This is a genomic window from Fibrella musci (genome assembly GCF_041321105.1).
Classification (GTDB): Bacteria; Bacteroidota; Bacteroidia; order Cytophagales; family Spirosomataceae; genus Fibrella; species Fibrella musci.
The window spans coordinates 801,416-823,855 of sequence record NZ_JBGGWD010000001.1 but is presented as its reverse complement, the minus strand read 5'-3'; the positions used below and the strand labels follow the sequence as shown (position 1 = coordinate 823,855).

Below are 22,440 nucleotides of genomic sequence, written 5' to 3'. Positions count from 1 at the left end.
ATTTTCTGCCTAGTACCGCAGCTCCCAGTAGGGGTTTTGCTGGGCTTTCACCTGATCGGCGATGTAGGTGCTGATCAGCGTCTGATACCCTTTTTCGTCGAGCTTTTTGGGTTTCTTGGGCTTGGCGGGTTTCAGCACGTCGGCCACGGGTTTGAACTCGATGCTGTTGGCTTCGATGATCACGTCGCCGTCGTTGATATCCAGTTCCAGAATCAGGCCGGGTAGGCCACAGTAGCGTTCGGGACCAGCCGCCACCGGAATATCCTGCGCAAACCAGGCCGTAATCTGCTGGTTCTTGACGGGGTCGGAGGTAGTAGCATTCAGGCACATGTGGCCGGCAATCTCACGCACCTTGTTGCCGATTTTCCACTTCGGCATCACCAGCGAGTCTTCGACCGAATAGGTCTTGCCCAGCAGCTCTTCCACGTCGACAATGCGCTCTTTCTCGAAATCACGGTAAAAATACAAAGCTTTGTTGCGCCACGACCACCGGCCGTCGTCGCTTTCGCTCACGTCGCTCTCGTAGCTGTACAGGCTGGCCGACGGGCTGAAGGTGAGCTTCATTTTCTCCTTGTACTCGTTGAAATTCTTGTACGTGTTCTTGATGCGGTCTTTCTGCTCCTGGCTCAGGTACGTTAGTCGACTCGACACGTTGGCCCAGTACGTCTTTCGAGTGTAATTCACGACGCCCTCGGTTTGCTGCGCCTGCGTGGTCAGGGCCACAAGCAGGAGGGTAGTAATCAGGATAATACGGGTCATGTGTATGGGGATTAAAAGACAGTTGGCAGCCTCGCAGGATCAGCTACGAGGCTGTTAGTCAAGATGTCAGTATCAGGGTTAATCGAACCCGTTGCTTCTACGAACGCTGGCTTTGATACCACGCATATTGTACGAAACGCCGAGCATGAAATACCGGGCCAGGGTAATGGTGCTTTCGTTAGAAACGGCGTTTGCGCCCGCATATTGAGATACGTTGATGTTGCGGTTGAGCAGGTCGTAGCCCGATAGCCGCACCTCCGTTTTCTTGGCCTTGCCAAAGAGCCGGTAGATCGACGCATTCCAGATCGGCACTACCTGATTGAAACCAAAGCGCTTGTTTTGGTACAACTGGTAATTGTAGGTGGTGCTGACAAAAATCTCGCCGGGGATTTTCACATTAAGATCCGCATTGTAGCTGGTGTTGATCGTTTGCGCGTTCTGCGATGTGTTAATCGAGTACCGGGCGTTGCCCACGTTCACATTGGCGTTGCCATAAAACGTAAGCCACTCCGTCGGCGTCAGGTTGAGGCGCACATTGGCGTTGTAGTTCGTCGTATTCGTAATGTTATTATTCCCGTTGATCGGGGTGATCAGCTTGCCGAGGTTGAGGTTACCGCCCAAATCGAGAGTGGCTTTCGTTTTCTTCAAGGGGAAGCTTACGTAGCTGTAGTAGCTGAAATTCTGCCCTCCCGAAATGTTGCGGGGCACTGTGCGGGTGATCAGCGTCTGCGTGTTGATGGTCTGGGCGTACACAATCTGGTTGATGTTGTAGCCATAGCTCAACCCGCCATAAAAGTTGGTGAACGTACCGGGGTTGAAGTAGTTATAACCGATGTTAGCACTGTGCGTCAGGGCGGGGAGCAGGTCGGCATTGCCCACCGTTACGTACAGCGGGTTGCTGTTGTCGACCAGCGGTTGCAGATCGCGCGACGAGGGCGGCTGCACCCGCACCGAGTAACCACCGTAGAGGTATTTGTTATTCTGCAGATCCACGTTGATCGACGCGTTGGGTATAAACGTCGTGAAGATCCGGTCGATGCGGTTGAGCGTAGGCGCTGTTTGGTCGGTGGCATATTGCCCGTTAAGCCGGAATTGCTGCACAGCCCCACCGACGCTGATATTCAGGCCTTTGTTGTTCCAGCGCAGGCTGGTGCCAAGCCGATTGTACAGGTACGTATTGGTAAAATACCGGCTTAGCGAGTCGATGCGGTTCATTGAATTTTCCCGGTTCAGCACGTCGCGGTCGACGTTGTCATAGCGCAGGCTGAAGTTGTAAAACGATTCCAGAAACAACCGCTTCTGCAGGGGCTCCACAAACAAGAGGCTGAATTTGTATTGCGACACATTGCTGTTGGTGAGCTGCCGCTGGTTGAGCCGCTGGTCGATGAGGCTCGACGATGTCGGGAAATCGGTCGTGGCCGTGAGATCCAGCGTACCGTCGTTGGCGTTGATCTGATAGCCCACACTGGCGGCGAAGCTGCGGCCTTTCTTCTTGAACTTCAACCGGTAGATCAGCGAGTTGATTGACGCCAGCGAATTGGCATCCCGGTTGTTGAGCGTCGTGTTCTGGGTCTGTTCGGTAGGTGTTTTCGACCGGAACGCATCGCGGACGTTGTTCAGATTGGCGTTCGCGATGTTATAACGGTTGTTGCTGATGAATATCAGCGTACTCATCGAGTCGAGCTGTTGTTCGAGCCGGAAGCTGATCCGATGGCTGGTAGCCCGGTTCACCTGATTGCTGGTCGTGAAGGTGTTCAGCGTATCGTTTGGCAGAAAGTTCGACACCCGGCTCAGGCTATTGGTAAACAGCCGCGTCCGGCTGAAATAGTAGTTGCTACTGATTTTGGTGTTTTTGGTGTCGTAGTTGTAGTTAGCACCACCCGCCGCGTTGTTGGACAACCCCCGGCCCCGGCTACCACCCGAAATCGGGATCGACGTGCTCTCGTCGTCGTCGCTGCCACCAAAGTAGATCACGTTGCCGCCGCCACTAAAGCCAAAGTCGGCGTTGTCGTTGCCGTTGAACGAGTTACTGCCCCGGAAATCCTGGTAATCGGCCCACGATAGGCCCGTTTGGTTGGTGTTGTTGGCCAGCCCGATAACGGCAAACTGCTGCTTCTTATCAAACTTGTTGTAGTTGCCCCGCACCTCGCCGCGTTCCGACAGGTTCGTGGCCGGGCCACCTGCCGCCGTGATTTTGCCAAACCCACCTTTCTTGAATTCCTCTTTCAGTTCAAGGTTCAGGGTCTTCTCTTTTTTGCCGTCGTCGACGCCGGTCAGTTTGGCCTGCTCGGTTTTGTCGCTGAAGACCTGCACTTTCGAGATGGCTTCGGCTTGCAGGTTTTTTGTAGCGGCCTTAGGGTCATCGCCGAAAAACTGCTTGCCATCGACCGTCACGCGCTTTACTTCCTGCCCCTGCGCCCGAATGTTGCCGTCGCGGTCGACCATCACGCCGGGTAATTTGCGGAGCAGGTCTTCCACCGTTGAGCCGACGGGTACCTTAAACGCGCGGGTATCGTACTCGACCGTATCGCCCCGGATGGTGAGGGGCGCGCGGGCGGTTTTTACCACCACTTCATACAATTCTTTGGCAATGGGTTTCAGCTTGATCGTACCCAGATCGAGAGTGGGCTCCGTTTCGAACGAAATTGTTTGGGTGAGGGGCATCATTCCGACGTAGGTGATTTTCAACAGGTACGAGCCCCGCCGGATGCCTTTAAGCGTGAAAACGCCCGTTTCGACCGATCGGCCGTAATTAGTCAGTACAGAGTCTTTTACAGTTTGGAGCATCACCGTCGCTCCGTTGAGTTTGGTTCCCAGGGTATCCGTAACGGTTGCCTGTAACGTAAAGCGAGCGGGTGTTTGGGCCAGTGTGGTCCCTACTACGCAAAGCCAGATGAGTGCACTGACGAGTAGCCTATTGGTCATAAACGAAAAGAGATGAGTTGATTTTCATTGATGCAAAGGAGTTGCAAAGTGCATAAAGCGTTGCACCGATTAACATAAATTAACTAATATTTTAGTTGTAAAATTTTGTAAACGGTCGATGTTCATCTGGTATACCCGGAAATAGTAAGCCATTGGCCAGACGTATAATTAGTTGAATCGATCAGCCGGTAAACGCAGACACCCCCGCCAACCTGATGGCAACGTCTTGGCGCTGGATCAGGCTGGCGGGGGTGTCTGCGTCTGCCGCAGGGCGGTTATGATAATCGAAGCTTAGTTCGCTTTTTCGGCTGGGCGGGGGCGCAGGGTACCGCGGGCAATCGGCTCCGGTTTGGCTTTTGGGTTGGTATAGCGCAATAGCGTAGCCGTCGGGAATTCGTCTTTAGGCGGTTTCATGATGAGCAGCTGGTAGGAGCGGGTGCCCACGACCAGGTTATGGAACGTCATGCCGCCCGACTCCTGCGGTAAGCTCCAGTTAGCTGCGGCCTGTTGGCCCAGCAACGTTTTGTCGTCGTCGGACAAAGCAGCGTAGACGGTGTCGGGGACGAATCGTTTACCACTAACCCCTTCGATGGCCGAGACAACGGCAGGGGGCGTGGTCTGGGCGGGCTTGGTCTGCGCTAGTGTCGCGCCGACAAGCAGGGAAAACAACCCGGCAAAAAGGAATCGTTTCATAGCGTTGAGTGGGCCAGCCTGACAGGCAGATCGGCCATGGTATACGTACTCAACTACGCGGGAAAGGATTCGGTTTTTGGCTGGGTACGTTATTTAATCTTGACGAACATCTTGAAACAGAACAGCCATTTACGCAGGGCCGAGCGTTTCTTCGTCGCCAATAGCTCGTCGCGGTAGCGGAAAAACGTCATCATCCGGACGAAATTATTCGGGATCGAGAAGCTTTTGTAGGTCTGGTTCAGGCGGGTCAATACCGTCTTTTCGCGGGTCAGTTCGGGCGGGCATTTGTCGGCCAGCGCCTGGGCGCGTTCGCGAATGGCATGGAGTCGCTGCTCGGCGCTTTTCTGGGCCTTTACCCGTTTAACGCCGTTGACCACCGGCAAGATACCATACACGTTGGTCGCGTGTTGCCGGTAATCGACCAGCAGTTGGGGCACAAACTTAACCGGCTGCCTGAACGTCGCTACGAAACATAGCCAGTGGTCGTGCGGAATATGCAGCGGGAAAGGAAGGCTTCGTTGCAGAAGGCTTTTCGTAATAAGCATGTTATGCCCCGAAACGGTATTGCCGATCAGAAACGACAAACAACTGTTGAAACTCTGCAATTGGCGGATGTCCGAGAAGTTGATGCCCAGCGGCTGACCGTTGTCGTCGATGAGGCGGGAGTCGCCAAAAACCACATCACTATCGCCAATGGCGTCTACCAGAATACTGATTTTGTCGGGGTGCCAGATGTCGTCCTGATCGCTCAGGGCAATCAGGTCGCCTTTGGCGAGCAACATACCTTTCTCGAAGTTCTGAATGTAGCCGAGGTTGGTTTCGTTTACGACAATGCTAATGTATGGGTAGTTGGCGGCGTATTGCCGAAGGATATCGTGGGTAGCGTCGGTAGATCGATCATCGACCACAATCACTTCGAGTTGCGGATAGGTCTGCTGAACGATACTATCGAGTTGGGTCTTTAAAAAACGCTCACCGTTGTAGGTGGCCAACACAACTGAGACTAAAGGGAGTTGCTTCATGGATACACAAAGGTACGTAGCAATAGCCAGCCAGTAGCCCGATTACTTAAACAAACTACCCGGCTGAGTAACCAAACGGTGGTTTTCAGCCGGGTAGCATTAACATCAATCGATTGTTCAAAAACGGGCCATCGCGTCTTGCGACGATTAGCGACCCCGCTCTACTTGGCCAGTTCGCTGCGTTTCATGCTGCGGTAACCCAGCTCCGGTGAGTAGCCAATGGGTTTTTTGCTGTAATACCCGGTGCCGTCGTAGGTACGTAGCTGCGGGTCGGCTTTGCAGTTGTCTGTGCACGTACCGGCGTGGGCGTCGCCACAGGCTTCGCAGAGCGGCACGTGGTTGTTACAGGCCGGGCTGGCGCAGTTGATCATGCGCGAGGTGGCCGTGCCGCAACGGTAGCAGGTCGAAATCACGGTGGGGTTTACGGCGTTGACGTCTACCGCCAGTCGATTGTCGAACACGTAGCATTGGCCGTCAAAATCTTCGCCGCCTTCTTCCAGCCCGTATTTGATGATGCCCCCGTGCAGTTGATAAACATTCTCGAACCCTTGCGACAGCAGGTAGGCCGAGGCTTTTTCGCATTTGATCCCGCCCGTGCAATAGGTTATGATCTTCTTGTCTTTCAGGTGCGCAATTTCGCCGACGTGGTCGGGCAGCTCACGCAGGTTTTCCATGTCGAACGTAACGGCCCCTTTGAACCGCCCCACGGTATGCTCGTAATTCGACCGCATATCGACGAGTACTACGTCGGGGTCGTTTTTCATCGCCCGAAACTCGGCCGGTTCGAGATGGATGCCCGTTTGCTCGCGGGGGTTAACGGGCAGGTCAGAGTTGACGATTTCCTCTTTTAGCCGAACGTGCAGTTTCTGAAACGTGTGGGCCTCGACCTCATCGACCTTAAAATCGATTGCGGCAAAGTGGGGGTCGGCCTTCACCGCGTTCATATACGCCTCACAATCGGCCGTCAGCCCGGATACCGTGCCATTGAGGCCTTCGGGTGCGATGATGATGCGCCCCAAGAGATTGAGATCCAGGCAAAGCCGGTGGTGTTCATCGCGAAACGCGGCGGCATCAGCAATGGGCGTGTAGTAGTAGTAAAGAAGAACGCGGTACGGTTTCATGCGCAATTAGTCTGTTGTCGACTGCGTGGTCCAGTCTTCAATGGTGATCGTATTGAGGCGAGCCAGATGTTTCACGTTATTCGTGACCATCGTCAGGCCATGGGCGATAGCAGTGGCACCAATTAGCAGGTCAAAATCGTCGATTACGAGTCCCTGTCGGCGTAAACGGGCTTTCTTCGACGCGTACACATCCAACGCTTCGTAAATAGGCAGAACGGCAAACTGATGAATGAAGGCCTCGATGATTGGCCGCATGGTGTCTGCTGTTCTCCACGCCAAATTTCAACTCTGCTACAGTAATTTCCGAGATCAGGCAATTGGCTCTCCCGACGGCATCGACCTTTTTGTCCAGTTGATAAAGGCCCTTGAGGTAGTAAATGCAGATGTTGGTATCGAGCAGGTACTTTTTCAAAAGGACTCAACGATTCGGTTCGATACACGCGCTTCCCGGATGTCGGCAATCAGGTCGTCGGCAGATTGATCGCTTTTTAACGCGCCGAATAGCGAATTCAGCGGTACAGGCTGTGCGAGACCTGTCTGCTTCACCGATTGCGACAGCCTGGTAATAAGCGCCCGTTTGCTGTCAGCGGAGAGATGACGCAGGAAACCGAAATACATATCGGCCACAGTTGCTGACGGTGCAGTATTCATGGGTCAACTCAGTTTGCAGGTACGTTCAGGAACCTCAATAAGTGAGCTGGTAACACCAGTTGCTTATGAGTAACTCACTTACGCCTGCAAATTTACGAAAAATTGCGCGTTTTCGGGATGGTTGGCCAGCCGGGCTACTTCGCCTACCACAATGACGGCGGGGTTGCTGATACCACTCGTTTCGACCCGTTCAACAATCTCATGAACGTACCCAGCCACGACCCGTTGCCCGGCCGTGGTGCCGTTCTGAACGATGGCGATGGGCGTATCGGCTTTACCGAGTTCAGTAAAAAGCGCCGCAATTTTTGGCAGTTGATGAATGCCCATCAGAATGACGACTGTCGCCGACGATTGGGCGGCGAGGCGCAGGTCGTTGGAAAAGCTGCCGTCTTTCAACGTACCTGTCACGACCCAGAAGCTTTCCGAAAGGCCCCGGCTCGTGAGGGGTACACCCGCCGCTGCCGGTACAGCATAACTGCTCGAAATACCGGGAATAACTTCGACCGAGATACCGTGTTGCTGGGCGTATTGCAGCTCTTCATAACCGCGCCCAAACACATACGGGTCGCCGCCTTTCAGCCGCACCACATGGCCGTAATGCTGCGCATAGTGCACAATGAGCGGGTTTATTTCCTCCTGCGTACACGAGTAGGCACCCCGGCGTTTGCCCACGTAGACCTTAAGTGCGTCGGGGCGGCAATAGTCGAGCAGCTCTTCGGCCACCAGCGCGTCGTACATGATCACGTCGGCCGTTTGCAGCACCTTAACCGCCTTCATGGTGATGAGTTCGGGATCACCGGGCCCCGCGCCAATGAGCGTAAGTTTCATGCGAACAAATGAATGAGTGAAAGAGCAAATGAGTGAAAGAGCGACTTGGGTACGTATCCGATAATCGCTCTCTCACTCATTTGCTCTTTCACTCTTTAGTTTATGAGTCCTGCGCCTGCGTCAGTTCCTGAAGTTCGGGTTGGCCGTCGCGGGCGATTTGCTCGGCGCGGTAGGCCTGTACGCTTTTCAGGAAAGCGGCGGCTTTGGGTACAAACGCCTGGGCGAAGTCGGCCGAGGGTTCGTTTTTGTTGATGCTGTAGGCCAGGGCTTTAAACTGACCTTCGGCTTCGTGGAAACCGTCGTGAGCCGCAAACTCGCGGTCGAAGTCGGTCACGATACCGTGGTGCGTATTGGTGTTTACGTCGCGAGTCATCAGGGCGGCTTTAGCCCCCGTGATCAGCACGTTGTAGGCGTGATAGATGGCGTCGGCCCAGCGGCTTTCGGCCAGCGCTTCATTGGCCCAGACCAGCTTTTCACCCGCTTCGTCGAGGGTGGTCGCCACGAGGTCGATCATCACCCCGGCGCATTCGCCAACGCCCACTTCCGTCACAAACGGTTCGGTATGATCCCAGTCGACGTAATCACTGTCCTGTACCGTTTTCAGGTCGGCCAACGGTTTCAGCAGCGTGTAGAAATAGTTCTTACCCTGCCGACCGTAGTAGTCGTTGTAGTACTCGCCATCCAGCGCATTGGTTTCATAATCCTGAAACAGGAGCCGCAGGGCATCGGGACCGCGTTTGGTCGGAATCTTCACGACTTTATCGCCCAACTGACCCACGCCTGCCCCGTTGAAACCACCACCCAGCAGCACTTGCAGGGCTGGCAGCACATAGGCCCCGTTTTTCATCGACGAACCGTGGAAACCAATGTTGGCGACTGAGTGCTGACCGCAGCCGTTCATACAGCCGCTGATCTTGATCTTGATGTCGTTGTTGAAAATGATGTCGGGAAACTCGGCCTTCATCGTCTCTTCCAGCGCCCGTGTGATGCCATAACTGCTCGAAATGGCCAGATTACAGGTGTCGGTGCCGGGGCAGGTGGTGATATCGGCGGTGGTGTCGAAACCCGGTTCGGCCAGCCCCAGCGCGTCGAGTGCGTAGAAAACGGCTTCGAGGTCTTCGGGCCGAACGTACCTGAGCAGGTAGCCCTGATTGACAGTTACGCGGATGTCGTCGGCAGCATATTGTTTCACGATCTGCGCCAGCGCCCGCGCCGTATCCGACGACATATCGCCCAGCAACACCCGCAACTGAACGGCATACCAGCCCGCCTGCTTCTGCTCGAAAACGTTGGTGGCAAACCAGTTTTTGAGTTTCTGGTTTTCAGTGTTCATCTGGTAACCAGACGTTTCTGGTTGTGGCTCCCGAATGTCAAACGTCAAACCTGGAACGTCAAACGTCTTTGTCTTCAACGCCGTCCATTCCTCCTGTACTTTCTCCAGGAAGGTCTCCAGCCCCAAGTCGTTGAGCAGGTACTTCATCCGGGCTTTGTGGCGTTTGGTACGTTCGCCGTAGCGGTCAAACACGCGAATTACCGCCTCGATGAACGGGATGACCTGGTCTTCCTCGATGAATTCGGTAGCCGTCTGCGCCAGAAAAGGCTGAGCGCCCAGTCCACCGGCCAGCAGGACTTTGAATCCCCGCTGCCCGTTCTGAACACGCGGAATCAGGCCAATGTCGTGCATGTAGCCATAGGCCGAATCTTTCTCCGATGACGAAACCGAAATCTTGAACTTCCGGCCCATCTCCTGGCAGATCGGGTTGCGCAGGAAATACTCGAAAATAGCGTGCGCGTAAGCCGACACGTCAAACGGCTCCTCCGGATCGACACCCGCCCGGGCCGAACCCGTGACGTTACGAACCGTGTTGCCGCAAGCTTCTTTCAGCGTGATGCCTGCATCTTCGAGGTCGGCCCAGAGCTGCGGCGAATCGGCCAGTTTTACGAAGTGTAGTTGAATATCCTGCCGCGTCGTAGCGTGCAGATTGCCCGTCGCGTAACGGTCCGACACATCAGCAATGCGGATGAGTTGATCGGCGGTGATACGACCATAGGGCAGTTTAATGCGAATCATCTGCACGCCTGCCTGCCGTTGGCCGTACACGCCCCGTGCCAACCGGAACTTGCGAAACTGCTCGTCGGTCATCTGCCCACTGCGGAAAGCCTCCACCTTTTTCTGGAGATCGAGAATGTCGCGCTGAGCAGCGTTGCTGACGGTGGGGGAGAAGGCAATAGACATAATAGTATTAGCCTATAGAGTTTATATACTGCTACTTTAAAACAAGAGCCGACAGAATGATTGCCGGCTTGTTGTTGATGCGTGTAGTTGCAAAGTTAATGGCTTTTGTGGGCTAATCGTTCCTGAACGGGCAAGATTACGTGTTGACCCGGCTATCCGTTTGCCCAATAGGAGCATTAACCATACAATAAAGAATAAAAGGTTACTTCGCTCGCAAAACTTGATAGTCTATCTAATCCTGTAAATTGGCTACGTCCTGATTCGATATAGTATGAAAACTGTATGCTATTTTCTGCTTGTTAGCCTGCTCGTGGCTTGCCATCGTGACAGCAGCGATACCGTGCGACCCGAGTATGATGATTGGTATACCCTCCGTTCGCCTGATAACCGCGCTATCGAAGCCGTCTGGGGCGATATCGACAAAACGGTAGTCATATCCACCGGGTTTACGCTGTACCGCACCACCGACCGAGGCCGAAACTGGCAACAGGTATTTAGCCAAACGGTAGGCCTGATGGGATTGGGCACGTTTCGCGATACACTCTTCGTTACAACAGGATTAAAGTCATTAGGGAACAAGACCGTGCTGACCAATCCAGCGCTGTATAGCTTGGATCTGGGACAGACCTGGCAACCTTATCGCCGATTCAATCCCAATTTTGACTTGGCTGGTTATTCCGGTATTACCGGCATTCAAGTTAGTCCCGTTGCCGCTGCCAATGGTACCACCTATAGGATTCGTCGAAATTACCTCGACGATTCGACAAAATCGGTTCGTCGGTTTACAACTCCTGGCGTGGTCACGCAGACGGGTCGACAGATCAACTTGCCCAAACTGCATCAGCTGCAGGCGGTGGCGCTTGACGAGAATGAACGGCTGTATGTGGCTGGCTCAGACGAAGTTTGCGAGATGTCGCCCACTTTTCGGTTTTGCAATGGTGGTAGGGGTGTCGTCTACGTTTCGAAAAAACCACTGCCGTAATGGCTACGCGTTGGAATCTGTGCCCACACGCCACGGTGCTAGCCCGTTGAGCAGGATCGTCAGGTTGTCCATCAACTGATCAACGCGTTTCTCCTGCCGGTTGGCGGTCTGGTGTTGCCGGGCAATAAGGCGCTCCGTGTTATCGTCGGGTTGTTCGGTGTCGGCCGCAATAAACGCTTCCAGATGATCCAGCCACACTACCCGGTCGTGCCAGAGACCTACCTGCTGTTGCGTCTGTTTGGCCTTGGTTAGCAATTGTTCGAGGGCGTCGTCGGGTGCAAGCTGAATAAGCAACGTACCTACCTCGATCAAGGCTTTCAGGTGCTTCCGCATCTGGTGCGTGTTTTCGGTCGATTGCCCCGCCTGTTGCAAAACCTCAATGGCGGCGGCTTCCCGGTCGATATACGTCCGCAGTCGCTGATCGACCTTTACGGGCGACACCGTTACGCCAATACGCTGGATGAGCTTACCCGCTTTTTTCAGGTCGCGTTTATGGAATTTCTTCAGCGCCTTTTTGAGCTTCTTGCGCGCCTTTTTCTCTTCTTTTTCCAGGTACCGGGCATAGCGTTTGGCCGTAGCTCCCCGCAACGGAATGCTGTCGATCGACGCCTTGCTGAGTTGAATGTCGCGTAGCTGCCCGGCCCGCTTGAAGAGTTTACGAAAGGCCCGCTCGTGCCGACGGCTCTTAAACTGCTTGGGCCGGATAAACTCCATCAGCCGGTACAGGGAGCGCAACCGCTTGATGCCGACCCGAATGCGTCGAACGTGTTCGTCGGTAAGGTGGTCGCGAGCGTCTTCAATGCGCTCAATCAGCGACGAGGCGCGTTGCTTGTAAAAGTCGTGAAGTGGTGAGTTCGTTTCGGGCATGGGAAGGCGGCTTTATCAACCAAACGCGCAAGTGCTTGCGGGTGTTTTCAACGCTTCTGTTGTAAGAGCAGGTCCATTTTCTGCTGGAGAAGCCGGATCTCGCTCTCGGCTTTGAGGTTCACTTCATAATCCTGCCGGGCGCGTTCGCGGTCTCGCTCCTCCTGCCGGTTCTGGCTCATCATGATAACCGGTGCCTGTAAGGCTGCCAGGCACGACAACACCAGATTGAGCAAAATGAAGGGATACGGGTCGAAGCCCCGGTTGCTCAGGTACCACACATTGGTGGTCATCCAGACGATAATGATGCCCAGAAATAGCAGGATGAAGGTCCAGCTACCGCCGAAGTCGGCGATTCGATCGGCCAGGCGTTGACCAAACGTCAGGTTGGCATCGGGGTCCGGTAGCTGGCGATAAGTCGGTCTGCTTGTGGTATGCGTATGCTCGACAACACGGTTGACATAGGGAAGCAGCCGATTGAGCGAAATAAAGCTATCGAGCCGAAAAACGGGGAAATCGGTTCGGATGGCCGTCAGAATGTGTGGGTGAAGCTGATGCCCCTGTACGGATGCCTCAATGGCAACCTGCTCGCCCGATACGTCGCAACGTACATAGATTGGCTTCTTCATGCCCAAACATACTGGTTGCAGGCGTAGCATCGACTCGGCGAGTGGGGTGGTCAGGCGGTAAGTGCGCAATGGACATAACGTACCTGTGGGGCATTGGATCGGATCCGCTTACCAGCTGACACTCGTTAGATCGGCCCGGAACCCGACTACGACGATCAGCTAATGCCCCCCGACCAACAGCCCCGGCTAGGTATGGGTGCCCGACGCCAGCTAAGCGTTTATTTGTCTTTGGTGGCGTTTAGCTGTTGCCCCTGCGCAGCCAGCGACAGGCCGGTAACCTGTTTGGTCGACGCATCGCGGACGAACGAGATGATCGAACCATACGAACTGGTCGACTTGTATTGGTCAACGGCGTCCTGCTTGATCAGTTTATACGTACCCATACCGGCGTCGCCATAGAGCTCGCCATCTTTCACCGTAATCGTGTAATTGCTGATCGGACTGCCACTGGCAAAGGTATACGTACCGGCATAGTCGCGTAGGGATTCGCTGGTTGCCGAGGTGGCCGCCGAAGGGGCCGTGGTTGAGGTCTGAGCCACGGCAGCCGTGGTCAGGGCAAACAGACAAAGCAGGAGGCATACATTCGTTTTCATAGCAGTAAGGGGTTTGCGCAGACAAGGTCGTAAAAAAGCATGGGCTTCGCTCTGATTTTTGAACAACCGATAAGTCGAGCGGTTCAGTAGGCAAAAGATCCTCAACGCCTATGTCTACAGTCACGTTGCCCCATCCGCCCGCCACCGGTCAGAAAGCGGCGGGTAAGTCGGCCAATCGCCCGCAACCCGCGGCGCCAGCCCCCACACCCGGAACCGTCACGCTGACCGTCAACGGCACCGACCGTACGCTCAACATTGCCCCCTGGACTACGCTCCTCGATGCGCTGCGCGAATACGCGAACCTGACCGGTACCAAAAAAGGCTGTGATCACGGACAATGTGGTGCCTGTACGGTATTGGTCGAAGGGAAACGGATCAACTCATGCCTGACCCTGGCTGTCATGCACGAAGGCCACGCCATCACCACGATTGAAGGTTTGACCGAAGCCGATGGATCGTTACACCCGATGCAACAGGCGTTTATCGACCACGATGCCTTTCAGTGCGGCTACTGCACGCCCGGTCAGATTTGCTCGGCGGTCGGCATGATCAACGAAGGTCACGTCAAAACCGATCACGACATCCGCGAACTGATGAGTGGCAACATTTGCCGCTGTGGGGCGTATCCGCACATCGTCGACGCCATCAAACAAGTGATCGACAAGTAGGTTGGCTTCAGCCTCAACCGTTAAACGTCAGACGAACCATGAATCCATTTACCTATGCCCGGCCCGACTCGGTGGAGTCGGCCGTCAACGACCGGGCAACCGAGACGCAGAGCAAGTTTATTGGGGGCGGCACCAACCTCATCGATCTGATGAAGGAAAACATCGAGCGCCCCAACCGGCTGATCGACGTCAACAATCTACCCCTTGGCGGCATTACCGAGCTGCCTGATGGTGGGCTGCGTTTAGGCGCTACCGTTACCAACGCCGACACGGCCTATCATCCGCTGGTGCAGGAGCGCTATCCACTGCTGTCACAGACCATTCTGGCGGGTGCCTCACCGCAACTGCGAAACATGGCTACCAACGGCGGCAACCTGTTTCAACGTACCCGCTGCTATTACTTCTACGACACCGCTACCCCCTGCAACAAACGGAATCCCGGCTCGGGCTGTGGGGCCATTGGCGGGTATAACCGCATCCACGCTATCCTGGGTACGTCGGAAAGCTGCATTGCGACGCACCCCTCAGACATGTGCGTAGCGCTGGCGGCACTCGACGCCGTGGTGCAACTGACCGGCCCCGACGGCGACCGCAGCATGCCATTTGCCGACTTCCACCGGTTGCCCGGCGATGAGCCCCAGTTCGACAACACTGTTAAACCCGGCGAACTCGTTACCAGCATCGACCTGCCCGCCCGCGGTTTCACCGACCATTACAATTATCTGAAACTCCGCGATCGGTCGTCCTATGCCTTTGCGCTGGTATCGGTGGCGGTTGCGTTGGAGCTGGAGGGCGCTACCATTCGGGAGGCACGGCTGGCATTGGGTGGTGTGGCCCACAAACCCTGGCGTAAACCTGAAGCCGAGCAGTTGCTCGTTGGGAAAGAAGCTAACACGGCCAACTTCCAGACGGTGGCCGATGCCCTGCTCGAAGGCGCAGTTGGTTATGGCCACAACACGTTTAAAATCGACCTCGCCAAGCGCGCCATTGTGCGGGCACTGGACGAGGCCGTTCGCATGGAAAAGGCATTGTAAAACAGGTTGAGGTATAATGGATTCGGCGCTGACAAAAACGGTTCAGTCGCCGCGTCACGCTACCCCTCAAACGCCAAACCTTAAACGAATCATGACCTATATTGGGCAGCCTGTCAAGCGAGTTGACGGCTACGATAAAGTAACCGGTAAGGCTAAGTATGCCGCCGAGTTTAACGTACCTGACCTGCTCTACGGCTACGTGGTGTCGGCGGGTATCGCCAAAGGGACCATTCGCCGCATCGATGCCCAGGCAGCGTTGTCATTGGCGGGTGTGGTACAGGTATTCACGCACGAAAACCGCCCGCATACGGCCTGGTTCGATATGAACTACAAGGACCTTGATGCGCCGCCAGGTTCGCCGTTCCGACCGCTACATGATAACCAGATCAAATACAGCGGGCAGCCCGTGGCACTGGTCGTCGCCAACACCTTCGAGCTGGCTCGTTACGCCGCGGCGCTCATTCATGTGACGTACGATGAAGAAACGTCGGAGACGGATCTGGAAGCTCACCTGCACGAAACGCGCAAACCGGCGAGCGGTCTGGCCAGTCTGTTGAAACCACCACCGCCCAAACCACGCGGCAACGCCGATGAAGCGTTGGCTGTTGCGCCGGTGTCCATTAAGGCCCGGCACGTACACGGTGCGCAACATCACAATCCGATGGAGATGTTCGCCACAACGGTGGAATACGGGAAGGAGGATAAAGATGGCACACCGTTCCTGACGATTTACGACAAGACGCAGGGGGCGCTCAACAGCCAGTCGTACGTAAAAAGTATTTTTAACCTGCCCGCCAGCCACGTGCGCGTAATCTCGCCTTACGTCGGTGGGGGCTTCGGATCGGGGCTACGGCCACAGTATCAATTGTTTCTGGCCGTAATGGCCGCCAAAGAGCTGAAGCGGTCGGTGCGGGTGACCCTAACGCGGGAGCAGATGTTTACCTTCGGCCACCGTCCCAATACAGTGCAGGAGGTTGAATTGGGTGCTTCGGCTGATGGGACTCTCACGGCCTTAAAACACAGTGCCAAAGCGGCTACGTCGCAGTTTGAAGATTATACGGAAGTGGTCGTCAACTGGTCGGGGATGCTCTACGATGTACCCAATACCACGCTGGAATACGAAATTAAACCGCTGGATATCTACACGCCCCTCGACATGCGGGCACCCGGTGGTGTTACAGGCGACCACGCAATCGAAACGGCGATGGATGCACTGGCCTACGAATTGGGTATGGACCCGGTTGACCTGCGGCTAAAAAACTACTCAGAAAAGAACTGGACGGAAGGCGACAAACCGTATTCCAGCAAAGAGTTGCGGGCCTGCTTCCAGCAGGGAGCTGACCGTTTCGGCTGGGCAAAGCGCAACCCAGAACCTCGGTCCACGAAGCGTGGAAACGTGCTGGTTGGCTGGGGAATGGCTACGGGCATCTGGGATGCCAACCGCTTGCTTGCCCGCGCCGAAGCTGTACTGACTGTCAACGGTAAACTGCGCGTCAGCAGCGCCACCGCCGACATTGGTACGGGTACGTATACGATTATGACGCAGATCGCGGCCGAAACCATGGGTATGCCTATCGAAGACGTGATCTTCAAACTGGGCGACAGCGACATGCCCTGGGCACCGTTTCAGGGTGGCTCACTCACGGCGTCTACGGTAGGGTCAGCGGTGAAACAAGTGTGCGAAGACCTGAGCAAAACGCTATTCAAGCTGGCCAGCAAACAGTCGTCTTCGCCGTTCTATGATGCTCGCTGGGAGGATGTCGAATTTGCCGAAGGACAGATGCGCCTCAAGTCGAACCTGTCGGTGTCGATGTCGTTGCGCGAGATTGTGGCCCTGAACGGGGGACGAGCCATCTCCGAAACATCTACCTCGATGCCTAATCCGCTCAAAGCAGGTAAATACTCGAAGCACGTGCACTCGGCAGCTTTTGTGGAAGTCGAAGTCGATGAAGACTTAGGAACGGTCACCGTGACGCGGGCCGTTACGGCGGTGGCTGGCGGAACGATCCTGAACCCCCGTACGGCACGGAGTCAGATCATCGGCGGCATGGTTTGGGGTATCAGCCATGCTTTGCAGGAAGACAGCAAGATGGACCACCGCCTGGGTCGGTTTATGAACCACAACTTGGCGGAGTACCACGTACCTGTCAACGCCGATATCCATGAGCTGGATGTGATCTTCGTGGAGGAACACGACGACATCGTCAATCCGCTGGGAGCCAAGGGACTGGGCGAAATCGGGATTGTGGGCATGCCCGCCGCCGTCGCCAACGCCATTTTCCACGCCACCGGCAAACGCATCTACGACCTGCCCATCACCATTGATCGGGTATTGTATTGATAGAAGTCCGGAAAGTCGGTTAAAAAAGAGTACATCGTCTGGAAAGTCATCGTGGTATTGCTGAAGCAAATACTATTGGCTTTCCAGACGATGTACTCTTTTTTAACCGACTTTCCAGACTATTAATCCTTGTAAATCTTATACGCCGTTTTCTCGACCAGCGACTTGGGCAGGAGCCAGGCGGCAAAGGCACCGAGTTTGTTGATCGCCCCGGTGATGACCTCCGGCTTTTTGGCATACATCGCCTCGACGGCCTGTTTAGCCACGACCTCTGGCGTCATGACCACTTTTTTGGCGGCTTCGCGCGCTTTGTCGTTGATCTGGGCGCGATCGTTGAAACCCGTATCCGTAGCGCCAGGACTGACGCTCGTGACCGATACCGACGTACCTGCCAGCTCGTGGTGCAGGCCCCGGCTGAAGTTCAGCACGAACACTTTCGTGGCAGCATACAGGCTCATGCCGGGCAGCGCCTGATAGGCCGTAGAGCTGGCAATGTTCAGGATGTAGGCCTGCTTTTGCCGACGCAGTTGGGGCAGGAACAGCTGCGTGAGCTGAACGAGCGCCGTCATATTCACCTGCATCATGGCCAGGTTATCGGCGACGGTATACTGTTCGAAATCGCCGCTAAGGCCGTAACCCGCATTGTTGATGAGCATCGATACGTCGATAGCGTTGGTCTGGCACCAGTCGAACAACTGTTGCGGAGCGGCGGGGTCGGCTAGGTCGAGAGGTAGCGAACGTACCTGAATCTTGTATTGAGCAGCCAACTCCTGCCCGATGCGCGTGAGCGCGTCGCCTGAGCGGGCCACAAGTAGCAGATCGACCTGACGGCGGGCCAGCTCCGTAGCAATCGCCTGTCCAATTCCCCGGCTAGCCCCGGTAATGAGTGCGTAAGGCATTTTTCAAAGGGTTCAATGTTCAAGGTCCAACGTCTAAGGTTGGCTGACGCAAGCAGAACACGCGTCAGCCAACCTTAGACGTTGGACCTTGAACATTGAACAGATAAATTATTAGATGTTCACCTTCTGGATAAACCGGTGGTAGAACGGGGTTTTGCTGGACTCGTTTTTGGGCTTGTATTTGCCCGTAACCACCGGTACATACATTACCCGGCGGCGGCTTGCTTCACCGAAGTTGGGCGACTGCTGTACCCGGTGCCAGATACGACCGTCGTGCACGGTGAGGTCACCAGCCTGAATGTCGAGGCCAACCTCGCGCGGATCGGGGTTGTTGTCGACGAAATACTTTTTGGCAAACAGCATGCGGAATGTGCTCTGCTTGTGGGTGCCGGGCAATACGCGCAGGCCACCGTTTTCCATCGGGCAGTCGTCGAGGTGCAGCCCCACGTTCAGCATCGGCATAATGCGCTGACCGAGGAAGATATCGCGCGGGCTGTCGGTATGCCAACCCATCTGCGAATACTGGCTGTTGGCGGTCCGAACGTAGTTGTTCAGCACGAAGCCATCCTTCTCGTTTTCGCCGATACGACCTTCGTAGGGTTGCAGCAGGTCAACAACGGCCTGCAGGCGGGGGTCCTGCAAAAACTCATGCAAGGCCTGGCTGTAGTGTGAGAGGAAGCAAGAGCGCTGAATAACTTTGTTGCCTTCTTCATCACGCCCAAATTTGAGCGGCACACCATTGACTTTGTCACGCCCTTCGGCCAGCCATTCTTTTTCAATCCGGGCGTTTTCGCTCAGAAAAAGATTGACGGTTTCGCGCTTAATAAAGTTTGGAAAAACAATGATGCCGTATTTGTCAAAAAACGCTTTCTGTTCCCGGGTAATTGATTCACCCAGTTCAAAACGCGGGATTTGTAATTTTTTCATATTAGTGACGATTAAGTACAAATCAATCGTTGTCAGATTTGTTGTTGCGGATTCTGGCTCTAAATTAAGTGCAATTAGTTGGTATGACCAAACACTTTTTTATGAATAAGATTTTTCGAGGATGAGGTAATACTTAGCCCGGATAAATGCTTATTCACCCTGCAAAGTTTACTCAACGAAGTCTTATCTGCTAGTTAAAGCGTATTAATTTGAAAACCCCATTCCGCCTAATAGTCCTATTTTCAGTAAGTTGGTTCAGTATTTATTTCGCTGAAGCGCAAAAGAGCAGCCCGATGGCCGACAGCCTGAGTCTGCCACGCCAACCGTCGAACCGAACCTTACTGGTGTTGCCGCTGGTAGCCCGTTCGATCGAAACCGCCTGGTCATTTGGGCTGGCCGGGTCGCTGACCTTCCGCCTGACCGACGATACGACTACCCGGACATCAAACAGTCAGGCGCTGGCCCTCTACTCAGTAAAGCAGCAATTTGTGGTGGCCCTCAACGGGGCTACGTACTTTCCGGGCGAGACATACATTCTCAACCATCAGCTCTCTTATAGTTACTTCCCTGATAAATTCTGGGGGTTAGGTAAAGCGGCTCCCGAAGATGCCGTCGAAAACTACACCTTCCGGCAGTACTACATCTACCTACACCTGCAACGGCAGATTCAGCGAAACCGGTTTGTGGGTCTGGTCTATGAATTTCAGCGTGTACTGAATGTCGACTACGAACGTGGTGGTCTGTTTGATAAACAGGCTGTTGCGGGTCGCCAACCTTACCACGTATCGGGTGTCGGGCTGAGCTATACGTATGATACCCGCAACTCGGCTTTCGCGCCTAACCGTGGCGGGTTGTTTCAGGTGCAGTTTAACCATTTTGCGCCGCTGCTGGGTTCCGATTTTCAGTACACCAATTATGTGCTCGATGCGCGGCTGTTTCGGCAAATTGGCCGGCGGCAGGTGCTGGCATTGCAGGCCTATGCCTTTCTGAATTCGGGCAACGTACCGCTGCGCAGCCTGGCCTCGTTCGGTGGGGCCAACAGCATGCGAGGCTATTACGATGGCCGCTATCGCGACCGCAATCAGGCGGTGTTGCAGGCTGAATATCGGCTGCCCCTTTTCTGGCGACTGGGTGCCGTAGCCTTCGGGAGCATCGGTAACGTGGCCTACAATGCCGATGAGCTTTCGTTTCAACAACTTAAGGCCGCCTACGGAGCCGGACTACGGCTGGCGCTGAACCGACGCGAACGCCTCAACCTGCGCGTCGACTATGGCTTTGGTGGCCACACCGGCAGCGGCCTGTATTTTCAGCTGGGCGAAGCGTTTTAATGCACAATGAATAATGGACAATGCACAATGGGGCTGGCGTACGAGTAAGTCGCGCCAGCCCCATTGTGCATTGTCCATTATTCATTGTGCATTACAACCGTTTCATCACCTCGGGTAGGGGCAGGGCGTTGAAGGTCATGGCTTTGGTGAGTCCCCCTTTGCGGGCGGCGTAGATCCCGTAATGCATGTCGAGCAGGCCGCGCATCTCGTGAGCATCGGGATTGATACTCAGCATCACCCCGCGCTGCATGGCGTAGTCGATCCAGTGCCAGTCGATATCGAGGCGGTAGGGGCTGGCGTTGATCTCGATGATCACGTTGTTAGCCGCGCAGGCGTCTATAATCACGGGGAAATCGAGGGGGTAGCCTTCCCGCGCCAGCAGCAACCGGCCAGTTGGGTGGCCCAGAATAGATGTGTACGGGTTCTCGATCGCCTTCAGCAACCGGGCCGTGGCTTTTTCCTTGGTCATGTTGAGCGTCTGGTGCACCGACGCTACCACGTAGTCGAACGACGCCAGCACGTCGTCGGCGTAATCGAGCGAGCCGTCGCCCAGAATGTCCGACTCGATGCCTTTCAGAACGCGGAAATCCAGTCCGGCGGCGGCGTATTCGGCATTCAACGCGTCGATCTCAACGTGCTGCTGCGCTACCCGTTCGGGCGAAAGCCCCCCGGCATAACTGGCCGTTTGGGAATGGTCGGCAATGCCAAAATATGTCAGGCCCAGCTCACGGGCGTAGTCGGCCATTTGGCGCAGCGTATGCTTGCCATCCGACCAGGTGCTGTGGTTGTGCAACGTACCTGTGAGGTCGTCCCAGGTAACCAGTTCGTCGGGCTGATGTTGACCCGACCAGGCGAAGGCATAGCCGTTTTCGCGCATTTCGGGCACAACGTAGGGCAGACCCGCCGAGGCGTAAATCTGCTCGTCGGTGGTGCTGGCCGAGGCCATCATCGCCGTCTGAAGCAGGGTTTTGCCAGTGGCTCCTTTCTGCATGAGGTGCGCTTCGGTAGCCGACCGGATAAAGCGTTGCTGATCAAATTGCCGGGCTGGGTACGTTAGCACCGCCACCTGCACGTCGAAGCCCGCCACCTCACCGCGCCAGGCAAACGGCGACGAAGCCGCCCGGTTCTGTGTGAAGTTGGGCCGCGCATTGATCGCGTCCTGAATGCCGATGGGGTCGTCGGATTCGACCAGCAGTTCGACCGTATCCACCTCGATCGACCGCCGTAGCACCTGCCCGCTCACCTCCACGCGTCCCAGCGGGGCCAGTTCGTCGCAGAGCAGTTGCGCCAGCCGGTCGGCCTTGTCCATGCGCACCTTACCCGACTGACTTTCCAGAAACAGAATGCTTTCCAGAATATTTTGCTGGGCTTTTTCGCCGAAACCTTTGATGGCAGCCACCCGGCCCGTTTCGGCCGCCTGCCGCAGGTCGCGCAGGGTTTCGAGGCCCAGTTCCTGCCAGAGCGTTTTGATTTTCTTCACGCCCAGCCCTTTGATCCGAAACATATCGAGCACCCCCGGCGGGGTTTGAGCCAATAGGTCGTCGAGTTCGGCCAGGTGACCCGTATCGGCAAACTCGCGGATTTTGCCGGCAACCGCCTTGCCTACGCCGGGTAGTTTGGTTAGCTCCGAAACGGGCTGTTCAGCAAGCTCAAGCGTGGTTTTTTCGAGCGAAAAGGCCGCCGACGAAAACGCGCGAATGCGAAAGGGATCGCCATCGTGTAGTTCCATCAGCCGGGCTGTCAGCTCCAGCATATCGATGATATCAGAATTTGTCATGAGTTGGGAAAATCGTTGTGCAAATTACGGCATTCCCCTTTAGCTCGGCAGCGTGGGTGGGGATTGGCCTACGGATGTTCCTGACGCCTTCATCAAGGCTGATGACTAGCACAGCCAGTCTATCAAGTTACGGTTCGTTCACCGCAACATTTCGCCAGTTCAC

The 22,440-nt window shown here is 55.3% G+C and carries 20 protein-coding genes; 5 read left to right on the top strand and 15 right to left on the bottom strand.

Going from position 1 to position 22,440, the window contains the following annotated elements:
- Positions 1-9: 9 nt before the first annotated feature.
- From ACAW74_RS03280 to ACAW74_RS03240, 9 genes are all read right to left on the bottom strand, one after another.
- Positions 10-759 (bottom strand): GLPGLI family protein, encoded by a 750-nt coding sequence (locus tag ACAW74_RS03280; protein WP_370696757.1) that lies wholly within the window; start codon positions 757-759, stop codon positions 10-12.
- Between the two features lie 78 nt (positions 760-837).
- Positions 838-3,684, bottom strand: coding sequence for an outer membrane beta-barrel protein (locus ACAW74_RS03275; protein WP_370696756.1), 2,847 nt, complete (start codon positions 3,682-3,684; stop codon positions 838-840).
- Between the two features lie 291 nt (positions 3,685-3,975).
- Complete coding sequence (locus tag ACAW74_RS03270) at positions 3,976-4,377, bottom strand: hypothetical protein (protein ID WP_370696755.1); 402 nt, start codon at positions 4,375-4,377, stop codon at positions 3,976-3,978.
- Positions 4,378-4,466: 89 nt separating this feature from the next.
- Positions 4,467-5,399, bottom strand: coding sequence for a glycosyltransferase family 2 protein (locus ACAW74_RS03265; RefSeq protein ID WP_370696754.1), 933 nt, complete (start codon positions 5,397-5,399; stop codon positions 4,467-4,469).
- 161 nt (positions 5,400-5,560) lie between these two features.
- Positions 5,561-6,520 carry an oxygen-dependent tRNA uridine(34) hydroxylase TrhO gene (gene trhO / locus ACAW74_RS03260; RefSeq protein ID WP_370696753.1) on the bottom strand — a complete coding sequence of 320 codons (960 nt, stop codon included), beginning with the start codon at positions 6,518-6,520 and terminating at the stop codon, positions 5,561-5,563.
- A 6-nt stretch (positions 6,521-6,526) separates the two neighbouring features.
- Positions 6,527-6,775 (bottom strand): PIN domain-containing protein, encoded by a 249-nt coding sequence (locus tag ACAW74_RS03255; RefSeq protein ID WP_370696752.1) that lies wholly within the window; start codon positions 6,773-6,775, stop codon positions 6,527-6,529.
- A 153-nt stretch (positions 6,776-6,928) separates the two neighbouring features.
- Positions 6,929-7,171, bottom strand: coding sequence for a hypothetical protein (locus tag ACAW74_RS03250; RefSeq protein ID WP_370696751.1), 243 nt, complete (start codon positions 7,169-7,171; stop codon positions 6,929-6,931).
- Positions 7,172-7,249: 78 nt separating this feature from the next.
- A complete protein-coding gene (gene cobA / locus ACAW74_RS03245) occupies positions 7,250-7,999 on the bottom strand; it encodes a uroporphyrinogen-III C-methyltransferase (RefSeq protein ID WP_370696750.1) in 750 nt (249 codons plus the stop codon).
- A 100-nt stretch (positions 8,000-8,099) separates the two neighbouring features.
- Positions 8,100-10,235, bottom strand: coding sequence for a ferredoxin-like domain-containing protein (locus ACAW74_RS03240; RefSeq protein WP_370696749.1), 2,136 nt, complete (start codon positions 10,233-10,235; stop codon positions 8,100-8,102).
- A gap of 271 nt (positions 10,236-10,506) precedes the next feature.
- Here ACAW74_RS03240 and ACAW74_RS03235 point away from each other — a divergent pair, with 271 nt between their 5' ends.
- Positions 10,507-11,217, top strand: coding sequence for a beta propeller repeat protein (locus ACAW74_RS03235; RefSeq protein WP_370696748.1), 711 nt, complete (start codon positions 10,507-10,509; stop codon positions 11,215-11,217).
- Positions 11,218-11,220: 3 nt separating this feature from the next.
- Here ACAW74_RS03235 and ACAW74_RS03230 read toward each other — a convergent pair whose 3' ends face one another.
- From ACAW74_RS03230 to ACAW74_RS03220, 3 genes are all read right to left on the bottom strand, one after another.
- Complete coding sequence (locus ACAW74_RS03230) at positions 11,221-12,084, bottom strand: CHAD domain-containing protein (protein ID WP_370696747.1); 864 nt, start codon at positions 12,082-12,084, stop codon at positions 11,221-11,223.
- Between the two features lie 47 nt (positions 12,085-12,131).
- Positions 12,132-12,779 carry a DUF1003 domain-containing protein gene (locus ACAW74_RS03225; protein ID WP_370696746.1) on the bottom strand — a complete coding sequence of 216 codons (648 nt, stop codon included), beginning with the start codon at positions 12,777-12,779 and terminating at the stop codon, positions 12,132-12,134.
- Positions 12,780-12,928: 149 nt separating this feature from the next.
- Positions 12,929-13,303, bottom strand: coding sequence for a DUF3471 domain-containing protein (locus tag ACAW74_RS03220; protein ID WP_370696745.1), 375 nt, complete (start codon positions 13,301-13,303; stop codon positions 12,929-12,931).
- A gap of 110 nt (positions 13,304-13,413) precedes the next feature.
- On the opposite strand from ACAW74_RS03220, the gene ACAW74_RS03215 reads away from it, so the two are divergent.
- From ACAW74_RS03215 to ACAW74_RS03205, 3 genes are all read left to right on the top strand, one after another.
- Positions 13,414-13,971 carry a (2Fe-2S)-binding protein gene (locus ACAW74_RS03215; protein ID WP_370696744.1) on the top strand — a complete coding sequence of 186 codons (558 nt, stop codon included), beginning with the start codon at positions 13,414-13,416 and terminating at the stop codon, positions 13,969-13,971.
- A gap of 38 nt (positions 13,972-14,009) precedes the next feature.
- Positions 14,010-15,005 carry an FAD binding domain-containing protein gene (locus ACAW74_RS03210; protein WP_370696743.1) on the top strand — a complete coding sequence of 332 codons (996 nt, stop codon included), beginning with the start codon at positions 14,010-14,012 and terminating at the stop codon, positions 15,003-15,005.
- 91 nt (positions 15,006-15,096) lie between these two features.
- A complete protein-coding gene (locus ACAW74_RS03205) occupies positions 15,097-17,346 on the top strand; it encodes a xanthine dehydrogenase family protein molybdopterin-binding subunit (RefSeq protein WP_370696742.1) in 2,250 nt (749 codons plus the stop codon).
- Between the two features lie 122 nt (positions 17,347-17,468).
- Here ACAW74_RS03205 and ACAW74_RS03200 read toward each other — a convergent pair whose 3' ends face one another.
- Positions 17,469-18,245 carry an SDR family NAD(P)-dependent oxidoreductase gene (locus ACAW74_RS03200; protein WP_370696741.1) on the bottom strand — a complete coding sequence of 259 codons (777 nt, stop codon included), beginning with the start codon at positions 18,243-18,245 and terminating at the stop codon, positions 17,469-17,471.
- Positions 18,246-18,356: 111 nt separating this feature from the next.
- Positions 18,357-19,172, bottom strand: coding sequence for a phytanoyl-CoA dioxygenase family protein (locus ACAW74_RS03195; protein WP_370696740.1), 816 nt, complete (start codon positions 19,170-19,172; stop codon positions 18,357-18,359).
- Between the two features lie 293 nt (positions 19,173-19,465).
- Between ACAW74_RS03195 and ACAW74_RS03190 the strand changes: the two genes are divergently transcribed.
- Positions 19,466-20,500, top strand: a complete 1,035-nt coding sequence (locus ACAW74_RS03190; protein WP_370696739.1) for a BamA/TamA family outer membrane protein — start codon at positions 19,466-19,468, stop codon at positions 20,498-20,500.
- A gap of 91 nt (positions 20,501-20,591) precedes the next feature.
- On the opposite strand, the gene ACAW74_RS03185 is transcribed toward ACAW74_RS03190, so the two are convergent.
- Entirely contained in the window at positions 20,592-22,277 is a 1,686-nt protein-coding gene (locus ACAW74_RS03185; RefSeq protein ID WP_370696738.1) for a helix-hairpin-helix domain-containing protein, read from the bottom strand.
- Positions 22,278-22,440: the final 163 nt, after the last annotated feature.